Annotated in this window: 12 protein-coding genes; 8 read left to right on the forward strand and 4 right to left on the reverse strand. The window is 57.9% G+C overall.

Annotated features, from left to right (window positions below; all coding sequences use genetic code 11):
* Positions 1-154: 154 nt before the first annotated feature.
* Together UB90_RS20885 and parC are read right to left on the reverse strand one after the other, a co-directional pair.
* Positions 155-739 carry a hypothetical protein gene (locus tag UB90_RS20885; RefSeq protein ID WP_009177211.1) on the reverse strand — a complete coding sequence of 195 codons (585 nt, stop codon included), beginning with the start codon at positions 737-739 and terminating at the stop codon, positions 155-157.
* Between the two features lie 134 nt (positions 740-873).
* Positions 874-3,222, reverse strand: a complete 2,349-nt coding sequence (gene parC, locus UB90_RS20890) for a DNA topoisomerase IV subunit A (protein WP_065326370.1) — start codon at positions 3,220-3,222, stop codon at positions 874-876.
* A gap of 305 nt (positions 3,223-3,527) precedes the next feature.
* On the opposite strand from parC, the gene UB90_RS20895 reads away from it, so the two are divergent.
* From UB90_RS20895 to UB90_RS20910, 4 genes are all read left to right on the forward strand, one after another.
* On the forward strand, positions 3,528-4,181 hold the full coding sequence (locus UB90_RS20895) for an SH3 domain-containing protein (protein ID WP_065326371.1): 654 nt from the start codon (positions 3,528-3,530) through the stop codon (positions 4,179-4,181).
* Between the two features lie 31 nt (positions 4,182-4,212).
* A complete protein-coding gene (locus tag UB90_RS20900; protein ID WP_065326372.1) occupies positions 4,213-5,043 on the forward strand; it encodes an SDR family NAD(P)-dependent oxidoreductase in 831 nt (276 codons plus the stop codon).
* Between the two features lie 71 nt (positions 5,044-5,114).
* Positions 5,115-5,318, forward strand: a complete 204-nt coding sequence (locus UB90_RS20905) for a twin transmembrane helix small protein (RefSeq protein ID WP_065326373.1) — start codon at positions 5,115-5,117, stop codon at positions 5,316-5,318.
* A 1-nt stretch (position 5,319) separates the two neighbouring features.
* Positions 5,320-5,892, forward strand: a complete 573-nt coding sequence (locus UB90_RS20910; protein WP_065326374.1) for a cob(I)yrinic acid a,c-diamide adenosyltransferase — start codon at positions 5,320-5,322, stop codon at positions 5,890-5,892.
* Positions 5,893-6,032: 140 nt separating this feature from the next.
* Here the strand turns inward: UB90_RS20910 and UB90_RS20915 are convergent, their stop codons facing one another.
* The gene (locus UB90_RS20915) at positions 6,033-6,632 is read right to left on the reverse strand and encodes a CatB-related O-acetyltransferase (protein WP_110613701.1); all 600 of its coding nucleotides are present in this window, start codon (positions 6,630-6,632) and stop codon (positions 6,033-6,035) included.
* Between the two features lie 503 nt (positions 6,633-7,135).
* Between UB90_RS20915 and UB90_RS20920 the strand changes: the two genes are divergently transcribed.
* Both UB90_RS20920 and UB90_RS20925 read left to right on the forward strand, forming a co-directional pair.
* The gene (locus UB90_RS20920) at positions 7,136-7,894 is read left to right on the forward strand and encodes an electron transfer flavoprotein subunit beta/FixA family protein (RefSeq protein ID WP_065326376.1); all 759 of its coding nucleotides are present in this window, start codon (positions 7,136-7,138) and stop codon (positions 7,892-7,894) included.
* Positions 7,894-8,823, forward strand: a complete 930-nt coding sequence (locus tag UB90_RS20925) for an electron transfer flavoprotein subunit alpha/FixB family protein (RefSeq protein ID WP_065326377.1) — start codon at positions 7,894-7,896, stop codon at positions 8,821-8,823. The genes UB90_RS20920 and UB90_RS20925 overlap by 1 nt, the downstream gene beginning before the upstream one ends.
* Before the next feature lie 79 nt (positions 8,824-8,902).
* Here the strand turns inward: UB90_RS20925 and UB90_RS20930 are convergent, their stop codons facing one another.
* The gene (locus UB90_RS20930; protein WP_065326387.1) at positions 8,903-9,727 is read right to left on the reverse strand and encodes a DUF6473 family protein; all 825 of its coding nucleotides are present in this window, start codon (positions 9,725-9,727) and stop codon (positions 8,903-8,905) included.
* Positions 9,728-9,895: 168 nt separating this feature from the next.
* Between UB90_RS20930 and UB90_RS20935 the strand changes: the two genes are divergently transcribed.
* Together UB90_RS20935 and UB90_RS20940 are read left to right on the forward strand one after the other, a co-directional pair.
* Entirely contained in the window at positions 9,896-10,771 is an 876-nt protein-coding gene (locus tag UB90_RS20935; RefSeq protein ID WP_065326378.1) for a 3-hydroxybutyryl-CoA dehydrogenase, read from the forward strand.
* A gap of 537 nt (positions 10,772-11,308) precedes the next feature.
* Positions 11,309-11,604, forward strand: a 296-nt coding sequence (locus tag UB90_RS20940) for a hypothetical protein (protein WP_235859311.1), incomplete at its 3' end; no start/stop codon positions are given.

An 11,604-nucleotide genomic window follows, 5' to 3' on the forward strand; every position in this document is an offset into this window, starting at 1 on the left:
TTGACGTGCGGTTTATTACGCTCAAACTTTTCCTTTGCCATTCCTTAGGCGCCCTTTTGAAAATTGGGGGGTCCGACCGGACCCGGTTTCCTCTGCGCGCGCGGCTTATTTGGTTTGCGCGCAAAAATCAAGCGGTTCATTCTTGACAAACGCGCTATCCGCTGGCCGCGTCGGCGGCGTTCTCAACCACATCCGCCTCACGCGCATCAAACCAGCCGTTTTCCTTGTGCTGTTCAACCATCCAGGTTTCGATGGCCCTGACCGCATTGCGGGCCAGACCCTGCATCTGCTCTTCACGTGTGCGGGCATGGCCCGACCCAACCAGGAAGCTCTCTCCCGAGGTGGTCTCAAACACGGTGAAGGTTTTGGGCTCTGTGTTCAGCTTCTTATTCGCGGCGTCGTCCCAGACGGTGACATTTACCGCAAGCACGGATTTCGGACTCAGCACCAGAGGCACACCGCCGGGCGCTACAAAATACCCCTCTACGCTGATGCCAAAGTGATAAAGCTGATCGCCCTCATACTGAGAAAATCTTGCGGACACTTCATTGGTCAGCAGATCGACCCATTCCTGCGCCTCCACCGGACGGGAGCCGGGTACCATCTGCACCTTGGGCGCGACCACGATATTGTGGCCGAGTTTGTAGCTGCCCAGATCGCGCAGCTCATCGTCGGGGCTGGGCGGCGTACAGGCTGCGACAAGAACGGTCAGGGCCAGAAGGGCTATCGTGCGCAACATCAAATCTCTCTATCTCGCTCTCGGATCAGGGTGGCCAAGTGATAGACCGGGATTTCCCTCCCGGTAAACCCGCACAAAAGCGAACCCCCGCGCGGTTGCGCAGGGGCCACATGTTTTCCGGCAATATATTGCCGTTATTTGAATTTGTAGTCCTTGGGGAACCCATACGGTGGGCGCTTGCCAACCCCTGCCCGCTTGCCGAGCCACTGGCTGAGATCGGTTTCATGGCGGGTTTTGCCGCCGCCCATTTCCCACTGCAGCCCTTCATCCCAGTTGAAGGTGGTGACATCCGCAAGGCCGCCATCCAGCTCCAGCGAGCCCTGACGCCCTCGGGCCATGTTGTATTTCTGCAGGCGCACGCCCTTGCCGCGAGTGAGTTCAGGCATTTCCTCAATAGAGAATACAAGGAACTTGCCATTCTCGGAAACCACCGCAACGTGATCGCCAGAGACAGGAATACAGATCTTGGCGCGCTCGTCGTCCTTGACGTTCAGCACCTGCTTGCCGCCCCGTGTCTGCGCCACGATCTCTTTTTCTGCACAAACAAAGCCATTGCCGGCATCCGATGCCACCAGCAGACGCCCTTCCGGGTTATGGATGAAGAGATCAACGATCTCCACCTCATTGGGCAGATCCACCATCAGGCGCAGAGGTTCGCCCATACCACGACCGCCGGGCAGATTGGCCGCTGACAGGGTATAGAACCGCCCGTTGGAACCAAAGACCAAGAGCCGGTCAGTGGTTTCCGCATGGAAAATAAAGCGCGGGCCGTCGCCGTCCTTGAACTTCAACTCACGGCTCAGGTCGATGTGGCCGGTCATCGCGCGGATCCAGCCCATTTGCGAGCACACCACGGTGATCGGTTCGCGGTCGATCATCGCCTCAAGCGGCACGTCTTCAACTTCGCCCGCCTCGGCAAACTGGGTGCGACGACTGCCGCCCTCATAGTCTTTGCCGAACTGTTTTTTGGTCTCGCGCAACTGTTCGGTGATCTTCTTCCATTGCAGATCTTCACTATCGAGAAGCTCGGCCAGGCCCGCGCGTTCTTCGCGCAAGGCATCCCGCTCGCGGGTGAGTTCGATCTCTTCGAGCTTGCGCAAGCTACGCAGGCGCATGTTGAGGATCGCCTCGGCCTGCACCTCGGAGAGTTCGCCGTCGCCTGCGGCAGGCGTGATATACTCGGCCTCGGTGAAAGCGCGGGGATGTTCGCGCTCCCAGTTTTCACGCATCAATGCCGCTTTGGGATCATCGTCATAGCGGATGATGTCGATCACCCGGTCGAGGTTCAAGAAGGCGATGATGAAACCGTCGAGCACCTCAAGCCGGTGGTCGATCTTGGCCATCCGGTGGCGCGAGCGGCGCTGAAGCACATCACGGCGATGGTCGAGGAAGGCGCGCAGCACCTCCTTCATCGAGCAGACCTTGGGCGTCACACCGTCGATCAGCACGTTCATATTGAGCGAGAACCGCACCTCCAGGTCGGAGTTACGATACATCAACCCCATCAGGACCTCAGGGTCGACGTTCTTGGATTTCGGTTCCAGAATGATGCGGATGTCTTCGGCGCTCTCATCGCGCACGTCTGCAAGGATCGGCACCTTCTTGGTCTGGATCAGCTCCGCGATTTTCTCGATGAGCTTAGATTTCTGCACCTGATAGGGGATTTCGGTGACAACAACCTGCCATTGGCCCCGGCCCAGATCCTCAATCTCGTGTTTGGCGCGCAAACGGAATGAGCCACGGCCCGTGCGATAGGCCTGTGCGATGTTTTCCTTCGGTTCCACAATGGTGCCGCCGGTCGGGAAATCCGGCCCCGGCACATATTGCAGCAGCGTGTCATCACCCGCGTTCGGCGCCTTGATCAGGTGAATACAGGCATCAATCAGCTCGGAAATATTATGCGGCGGAATATTGGTCGCCATACCCACGGCAATACCGCTGGATCCATTGGCGAGAATATTCGGGAAGGTCGCAGGCAGAACGCTCGGCTCTTGCAGGCGGCCATCATAGTTGTCGCGAAAATCGACCGCGTCTTCGCCCAGCCCCTCCAGCATCGCCTCAGCGATGAAGGTCATCCGTGCCTCGGTGTAGCGCGAGGCCGCAGGGTTATCGCCGTCGATGTTGCCAAAGTTACCCTGACCATCAACCAGCGGATAGCGCACCGCAAAATCCTGCGCCAGACGCGCCATGGCGTCATAGATCGCCGCATCCCCGTGAGGGTGGAAATCCCCCATGGTGTCGCCAGAGATCTTGGCGGACTTCAGAAACCCGCCCGATGACGACAAGCGCAATCGGCTCATGGCGTAAAGGATGCGCCGGTGCACAGGCTTCAGGCCGTCACGCGCATCGGGCAAGGCCCGGTGCATAATCGTGCTCAGCGCATACGTTAGGTATCGCTCGCCAATGGCGCGGCGCAGCGGCTCGCGCAGCTCGCCATTTGCAGGCATCTCGGGGGTCGTGGGATCATCAACGATGTCGGTCATCTCATCCTGATACTGCCCACCTCGTCATGCGGCAAGCGGGCATCGCCCGTTTTCCACAGAAGAGCGACGTGGCGTGGCCGCGTTGCCCTGAAATCATTTGAAAATTCGCCCCATCAAGCCACTGCGGGGGAGGAATTTGCCACCTCTCCCCTCGTTTTATGTTAAAATTGTGGGATATGATCGCACCCAATGCGATTCTCGCTGCCAATTTCAGGTTCGGAACATCTATGTGCCTGCCGCGTTGAGCGCGGGAGCGGGGTAAGCTGCTTGTTTTACAGCGATCAATTTTCGGGGGAGTGTACGCGATGTCGCGGTTTTTGGTGGTTTCTTTTGCCGGTTTGGCACTAGCTTTTTACGAACTCAGCGGAGGTGCGGATTTCTCCCCACCCGAGCGCCCTCAAACTGAGACCCCGAGTGCCCGCGTCGCCGCAGCCAGTGACCGTGGCCGGATCATCAGCCGCCCTGCGGAAACCCAGCTCGCCAGCCCCGTTCTGACACCATATAGTGCACCAGCTGTGATCAAAACCGCCACTGGCAATCGCGCAGATACCGCATCCGACACCCCGACCGGGTCGGATGCTGCGGTTATCAACATCTCCTTGCGCGAACCGGCCTCGGTGGTTTCCCTGCCGCAGCCGATTTCTCTCAATCTGCCCGTCACGGGTCTGCGGATCGGATCGATAGAGGGGGGTCTTGGCGCGATCACAACCGATGAACCTCAGCCCGTCGCCGCTGTCGCAACCCCCGAGCCGATTGGCGACATGCGCAAGATACGAGCCTCTCGCGCCAATGTGCGTCTTGGGCCCGGCACCCGTTTTCCGGTGCTGATGCAACTGCTTGCCGGGGACAAGGTGCGCGTGCTTAACGACGATCCTTCCGGTTGGTCACTGCTGGAAAACCCAAAGACCGGGCAAGTGGGCTGGATTGCGGCTTCCCTGCTGAGCGCGAAACAGTCATAACTCGGCCCCGGACCTACCCCGGGGAGCGACGATGACCAAAACCTTGCTGATTACTGGCTGCTCATCCGGCATTGGCCACGCAGCCGCCCATGACATGCGCGCCCGTGGCTGGCGGGTGTTTGCCTCGTGCAGGCAGCAGCGTGATTGCGACCGCCTGCGCGCCGAAGGCTTTGAAAGCCCGCGCATTGATTATACCGACGCAGACAGCATTCAGACTGGGCTGGCCGAAGTGCTAAAATCCACCGGCGGCACGCTGGATGCGCTGTTCAACAACGGCGCACACGGGCTGCCCGGTGCGGTCGAGGATCTGCCCACAGATGGCCTGCGCGAGATTTTTGAGACCAATGTGTTTGGCTGGCATGAGTTGATCCGACAGGTGGTCCCGGTTATGCGCGCGCAGGGACACGGGCGGATAGTGCAAAACTCATCTGTGCTGGGTCTGGTAACATACCCTTGGCGCGGGGCCTATGCGGCAACAAAGTTTGCAATCGAAGGGCTGAGCGACACCCTTCGGCTAGAGTTGTCCGGCACCGGGATCGACGTAATCCTGATTGAGCCAGGCCCCGTTACATCCAAAATCCGGGAAAACTCCATTCCGCATTTTGAAAAGCACATCGACTGGAAAAACTCGCCGATCCGCGACCGATACGAGGGATCACTGTTGAAGCGGCTTTATGAATCCAGCGGGCCAGATGCGTTTGAACTGCCCCCTGCGGCAGTGTCCAAGAAACTCGCGCACGCCTTAGAGGCACGCCGCCCACGTCCGCGTTACTATGTCACCACGCCAACCTATATCGCCGGGACGCTGCGTAGGGTACTGTCCACGCGCGCGATTGACCGCATCCTGCTGCGGTATAGATAGACGCACCACAGCGAACCGAATGCAAATCAGAGGCATCCGGCGCCACAGGACAACAAAGGACCACACGGATCATGGGCTCTCCACTCTATATTTTGGGCATCCTCGCAATGGCCGCAGTGGCCATCGTGCTTGCTATCGGCATCGGCGGCTTTGGCGTCGGCGGAGAATTCAACCGCAAGAACGGCAACAAGATGATGCGCCTGCGTATTTTCTTTCAGTTCATCGCCGTGGTTTTGATGATTGCTTTTGTCTATTTTGCCGGCACAGGAAACTAACATGGTCGTTCTCAGCAAAATCTACACCCGCACCGGCGATAAGGGCGACACCGCGCTTGGCAATGGCGCGCGCGTTGCCAAACACTCTGCCCGTGTGACCGCTTATGGCACTTCGGATGAGTTGAACGCGCAGGTGGGCGTTGCCCGACTGGCCGCTGAGGGTGACATGGACGCCGCTCTGGCACGCATTCAAAATGACCTCTTTGATCTTGGCGCTGATCTATGTCGGCCCGATATGCATCTGGATGCAGACGCTGAGTATCCGCCGCTGCGTATCGCGCAAAGTCAGGTGGATCGCCTCGAGGCGGAAATCGACGTCATGAACAAAAATCTGACGCCCCTGCGCAGTTTTGTTCTCCCCGGCGGCAGCGCGCTTTCGGCGTATCTGCACGTTTGTCGCACCGTCGCCCGCCGCGCTGAGCGTTTGACAACGGAACTGGCCACAGAAGAAGACGTCAACCCATCGGTGACGATCTACCTCAACCGGCTTTCGGACTGGTTCTTCGTTGCCTCGCGCATCGCCAACGAAAATGGCGAGAAAGACGTGCTCTGGGTGCCCGGCGCTAACCGGTAGTCCTTTTTCGCCTGCGGAGCAGTTCCAGCTTCAACGAAGAAAACTCTACAGGACAACGAGGTCTTCAGTCGAGCAACGCCCACAGGCAACCTGCACCTTGGGGATACCGCTCTGAGGATCAGCAAGGTCTGGTTGAGTGCCTACGGTCCGATCGCAAGTGTTGGGCAATCGGCAAAATGCGTCTCGGAGGTATTCAAGGCCTCGACTTCATCAAGGAATGACAGAACATTGCCCGATTGAAATGCCTTAAGCGTTTCCAATGACAGGTCCCACCACTGTGATTGCAGCAGTCGCTCCCGCACGCTCTCCGGAAAGCGGAACCGAATGTGACGTGCCGGGCATCCTGCGACTATCGAATATGGGGCAACATCTTTTGTGACCACGGAATTTGCGCCAATAACGGCTCCTGCCCCAACAACCACACCTGGCATGACAATGGCCCCATCTCCGACCCAGACATCCGCCTGCAGGATGGTGGGCGCATCTCTCCTGGAGGCAGCCGAGAACTCAAGTGCCTCCATCTCATCTGCGCTATAGAACGCTTCGGCAGGCCCCTGTTCCAGAGCAGGATTTGTAGACACTCCCGTCATGTAGTGCGCACCTGCTGCGATCGACACGCGACGACCGATACTGCAGTACCGTCCGATAAAGACCCTGTCCCGCACAATGCCCGAATCATTCATATAGCTTTGGGCACCGATGAACACGCTGTGTTGAGAAATAGGGGCCGAGCTTTCCATTCGCGCACTCTGCTCAAAAAGGAATGAGCGTAGAGGTGCGAACTCTCTCGCCAGTCCCGCAGCGCTTATGCTCTTGGTATCCAGTTTGATCGAAGGTGCGAGTGTGCCCGCGACAAATTGTGCTTCCTTGCTGGCCAATGACTGCATTCGTAAATTTCTCGTCGATTTTTGCGAATGCAGTGAACTACACAACTGTTAACAAACCCCATTCAAAAGTCCTAAAGCGCACGCAAGCATCAGTCGCGACCTGCGTTTCACCCAAACCCGAATTGGCCAGGGTACTGCCCTACTATCGGCGGGAGGAACTTTTATATGCCCCTCAGCAGGTTTCCGGAAAGAAAATTCCGTAACGAAATTTGGCGTTATTGCTGCAAACGCGACGTCCTCGAGCCACAACGTGACGATTTTACCCTGTTGCCGTCGCCCTCTAGTCGGTATCAACACCTCGAGAGCATTCATGGGACCCGTGGGAGCGGGGCCCGATTGTTAAGGAGAAACGCACTATGAAGGTACTCGTGCCTGTCAAACGCGTGATCGACTATAACGTGAAAGTCCGCGTCAAAGCGGATGGAAGCGGTGTTGATCTCGCCAACGTCAAGATGTCGATGAACCCCTTTGACGAGATTGCCGTCGAAGAGGCCATCCGCCTCAAAGAAGCTGGCAAGGCGGATGAGGTGGTCGCAGTCTCCATCGGCGTCAAGCAGGCTCAGGAAACCCTGCGCACCGCGCTCGCCATGGGTGCCGACCGCGCCATCCTCGTAGTTGCAGCCGACGATGTGCATCAGGATATTGAACCGCTCGCGGTCGCCAAGATCCTCGCCAAAGTTGTCGAAGAAGAGCAGCCGGGCCTCGTGCTGGCAGGCAAGCAGGCGATCGACAACGACATGAACGCCACCGGTCAGATGCTGTCGGCACTGTTGGGCTGGTCTCAGGCAACCTTTGCCTCCGAAGTCGACATCGACGGCGATAACGCGAAGGTCACCCGTGAGGTGGACGGCGGTTTGCAGACCATCTCTGTGAAGATGCCAACAATCGTCACCGTGGACCTGCGCCTCAATGAGCCGCGCTATGCCTCCTTGCCGAACATCATGAAGGCAAAGAAAAAGCCGCTCGACGAGAAAACCGCTGCTGATTACGGCGTCGACGTCACCCCACGCCTGACCGTGGTGGAGACCAAGGAACCCGAGGCCCGATCTGCAGGCATCATCGTGGGCTCCGTGGACGAGCTGGTTACGAAACTCAAAGAAGCGGGGGCTGTGTAATGGCTGTTCTTCTCCTTGCCGAAGTCAACGCAGGTGAGCTGGCGCTTGATGCCACTGCAAAGGCTGTTTCCGCCGCGAAATCTCTGGGCGATGTGACCGTACTGGCTGCAGGCGCATCCGCTGCTGCAGCGGGCGAAGCTGCCGCCAAAATCGATGGCGTTGCAAAGGTGCTGGTTGCCGAAGACGAAAGCCTCGGCCACCGTTTGGCAGAACCCACAGCAGCGCTGATCGCGTCGCTCGCGGGCGACTATAGCCACATCGTTGCGCCCGCGACCACCGACGCCAAGAACATCCTGCCCCGCGTGGCAGCTCTGCTTGATGTGATGGTGATCTCGGACGTGACGGCCGTGGTTGACGCCGACACATTCGAGCGCCCGATCTACGCAGGTAACGCTATTCAAGTGGTGAAATCAGCGGATGCAAAAAAGGTCATCTCCTTCCGGACGTCCACCTTTGATGCCGCTGGCGAGGGTGGCTCGGCTTCTGTCGATACCATTTCCGCAGCCGACAACCCCGGCCTCAGCTCTTGGGTTGAAGACAAGCTCGCCACCAGCGACCGCCCCGAGCTCACATCCGCTGGTGTGGTTGTCTCCGGTGGGCGCGGTGTCGGCTCTGAAGAAGACTTCAAGATCATCGAAGCCTTGGCCGACAAACTGGGCGCTGCAGTTGGCGCATCCCGTGCCGCGGTCGATTCAGGCTTTGCTCCGAACGACTGGCAGGTAGGTCAGACCGGTAAGGTGGTTGCGCCTGAGCTCTATATCGCTGTCGGCATCTCCGGCGCGATCCAGCACCTTGCAGGTATGAAAGATTCCAAGATCATCGTCGCCATCAACAAAGACGAAGAAGCACCGATCTTTCAGGTTGCCGACTACGGGCTGGTTGCAGACCTGTTCCAAGCCGTACCGGAACTGACCGAAAAGCTCGGCTGATCCAAACAGCTCCGAAGAATGAGAAAGGCCCGCCAATTGCGCGGGCCTTTTTTGCATTTCGGGCATATTTCCGTGTGGCTCAGGCAGCCGCCAACATATTGAGAAGTCTTGACGCCACCACATCCGCGATCCGGTCATGTTCCTTGGGGCCAAGCATCATCTGCGCAGCAGGCAGGTCCATCGGGCCAAACATCATCCCCGGAATATCCTGCGCCTGCCCGGCTGTCGTCACCTCAAGCTCAATCACGCCAGATACACGCGGACGCAGAACATCAACCATAGACCGCTCCACAAGGCTTGGAGAAGGGCCAAGCGTGTCGACCGTTCCCATATCATACCGGAGCCACAGCAGCACAACGCGCCCACCAAGCGCATCCACGATGCGGCTCATTCGTGTCAGCCAAGTTTCTTGAAGGCCAGCCCGCACCCGCTCAAACCGGTCCTCGGACACGCCCTTAAGCGACGTTAGCAGATGCTTGTTGAAGTTGAAGTCAGTAAAATCGACCTCTGGAAACAAATGCACAAGCGCGTCATAGGCGCGCAAAAAGCGATCATTGCGCCGAGGATGGACCTTATAGAAACTATTGGTGAGGTTCTGCGCACCCATCACCTGCAGCACGGTCATTTGCCCACCCGCCGCGATGTCCATCAACGACTCATCATGTAAAAACGCATCAACCCCTGCGTTCACACAACCAAGGTTGATACAGGCCAAACCAATTTGCCCTTCGACGCCTTGGGCGAAAGGCCGTTCAACGAAACGCCCAAACACTTCGGTTCCACCAAGGAAACTAATGTAAGGATCACTCAGCGCACGCGCCGGTCCCCTGACACGCAGCCGCGATTCACCGTAGCTGCATAACTCGCTCACAAGCGCGTCTGCGCTTTTGAGTTCATAGCTCATTTCATCCACCACTTTTTCACCCAAGAGCCATATTGCCGCCCGAATCTTTCCAAACTGCTAAACGGCGAATTTGCTGAAAACAGAGGCAATCGGCCTTGTTTCTGCAGGCGCGAAACCTTTAGTATCCGCCCGCAGGCACTAGGCAGGCGCAAGGAAAGGCCATCCATCATGGACGTGAAAAAAGTTGGGGTTATCGGTGCAGGTCAGATGGGCAACGGCATTGCCCACGTCTTGGCGCTTGCAGGATTTAATGTTGTTCTCAATGACATAAGCCAGCAGGCGCTCGACAGCGCGCTGTCACTGATCCAGAAAAACCTCGCTCGTCAGGCCAGCCGTGGCAAGATTGACGACGCTGAGGTTGCCGCCACGATGGACCGGATCTCGACCACGCTCACTCTGGCAGATTTGGGTCAAACCGATCTGGTGATCGAAGCTGCAACCGAGCGTGAAGCCGTAAAGCAGGCAATCTTTGAGGATCTGCTGCCCCATTTGCAACCGCATACGATTCTCACGTCCAACACATCATCGATCTCAATCACACGTCTGGCGAGTCGCACGGATCGGCCTGAGCGTTTCATGGGGTTCCACTTCATGAACCCGGTACCGGTGATGCAGTTGGTTGAACTCATTCGTGGCATTGCGACTGATGAGGACACGTTTCAGACCTGCCAGGCCGTGGTTGAAAAGCTTGGAAAGACGGCTGCCAGCGCCGAGGACTTCCCTGCCTTCATCGTGAACCGCATTCTCATGCCCATGATCAATGAGGCGGTCTATACACTCTATGAAGGCGTAGGCAGCGTGCGCTCCATCGATGAATCCATGAAACTTGGTGCAAACCACCCGATGGGTCCACTGGAGTTGGCGGATTTTATTGGCCTCGACACCTGCCTTGCGATTATGAACGTGTTGCACGACGGGTTGGCAGATACGAAGTACCGTCCCTGCCCCTTGCTAACCAAATATGTCGAAGCGGGATGGCTTGGCCGCAAAACCCAACGCGGTTTTTACGACTACCGCGGTGAAACACCCGTTCCAACGCGCTAGCATATCATACCTAGAGTTTGTGAGAAGCGTTACGGGCGGCAACTGCTGTTGGGCGCCTTATGGCGTCTTGTCCATAGTATCTGATCTCAAGCGATTGAATGACACTCAGTTAAGCCTCATGATCGACATCCAGCCACCGGCCATTTTGCGTGAAATCGAACGAACCGGCAGCTTAACCGACGCCGCGGATCGGCGAACCTGACTCAATCGGCCGGTCAGCCATGCGATCCGGCGCTTCGAAGAGCGGCACAGCGTGAAGCTCTGGGAGCGGCGCCAGCTGCGACTCAAACCGACAGGGGAATATCTGCTTGGGTTGGCCATGCGGGTCTTGCCGCAACTTGAACGCAGCGCTTCGGTGCTGGAGGGTTACGCGCGCGGGCGACGTGGGGCATCCGGGTCGGTATAGAGTGCCGCCCTGTCAGGACTGTTTGATGCGGATCGTAGATCCATTTCTCGCCGCGTGGCCAGATGTTGATCTCGACGTGACCTCGGCTTTCCGCCTCCCCTGCCCCGGATCCGATCCTGATCCATCCATCAATGGCGGTGACCTACCGCGAGCGGGTGGCGGCGTTGATTGCCGGTCTGGGGAGAAGCGCAGAGATGCCCGCTGCGAAGGAAGCGCTGCGGGCTTTGGTGGATCGGATCGTACTGATCCCAGCTGCGGGGCGCACGGGCGTTGATATTGAGTTGGAGGGGGATCTTGCGGCGCTGCTGCGTCTTGCGACGGGGTCGGAGGCGGTCATTGCAACGCCGAAGGCCGCGCACTGTGGTGAGGCGCGGCTGGAAGGTTTTGATATTGTTGGAGAATTAGTATTGGTTGCGGGAGTAGGATT

It is taken from the genome of Tritonibacter mobilis (assembly GCF_001681715.1).
Lineage (GTDB): Bacteria > Pseudomonadota > Alphaproteobacteria > Rhodobacterales > Rhodobacteraceae > Epibacterium > Epibacterium mobile.

What these genes read in the sequence shown, in the direction of transcription:
- UB90_RS20885 (WP_009177211.1), bottom strand. Translation starts at nt 739, where the DNA reads ATGTTGCGCACGATAGCCCTTCTGGCCCTGACCGTTCTTGTCGCAGCC.
- parC (WP_065326370.1), bottom strand. Translation starts at nt 3,222, where the DNA reads ATGACCGACATCGTTGATGATCCCACGACCCCCGAGATGCCTGCAAAT.
- UB90_RS20895 (WP_065326371.1), top strand. Translation starts at nt 3,528, where the DNA reads ATGTCGCGGTTTTTGGTGGTTTCTTTTGCCGGTTTGGCACTAGCTTTT.
- UB90_RS20900 (WP_065326372.1), top strand. Translation starts at nt 4,213, where the DNA reads ATGACCAAAACCTTGCTGATTACTGGCTGCTCATCCGGCATTGGCCAC.
- UB90_RS20905 (WP_065326373.1), top strand. Translation starts at nt 5,115, where the DNA reads ATGGGCTCTCCACTCTATATTTTGGGCATCCTCGCAATGGCCGCAGTG.
- UB90_RS20910 (WP_065326374.1), top strand. Translation starts at nt 5,320, where the DNA reads ATGGTCGTTCTCAGCAAAATCTACACCCGCACCGGCGATAAGGGCGAC.
- UB90_RS20915 (WP_110613701.1), bottom strand. Translation starts at nt 6,632, where the DNA reads ATGGAAAGCTCGGCCCCTATTTCTCAACACAGCGTGTTCATCGGTGCC.
- UB90_RS20920 (WP_065326376.1), top strand. Translation starts at nt 7,136, where the DNA reads ATGAAGGTACTCGTGCCTGTCAAACGCGTGATCGACTATAACGTGAAA.
- UB90_RS20925 (WP_065326377.1), top strand. Translation starts at nt 7,894, where the DNA reads ATGGCTGTTCTTCTCCTTGCCGAAGTCAACGCAGGTGAGCTGGCGCTT.
- UB90_RS20930 (WP_065326387.1), bottom strand. Translation starts at nt 9,727, where the DNA reads ATGAGCTATGAACTCAAAAGCGCAGACGCGCTTGTGAGCGAGTTATGC.
- UB90_RS20935 (WP_065326378.1), top strand. Translation starts at nt 9,896, where the DNA reads ATGGACGTGAAAAAAGTTGGGGTTATCGGTGCAGGTCAGATGGGCAAC.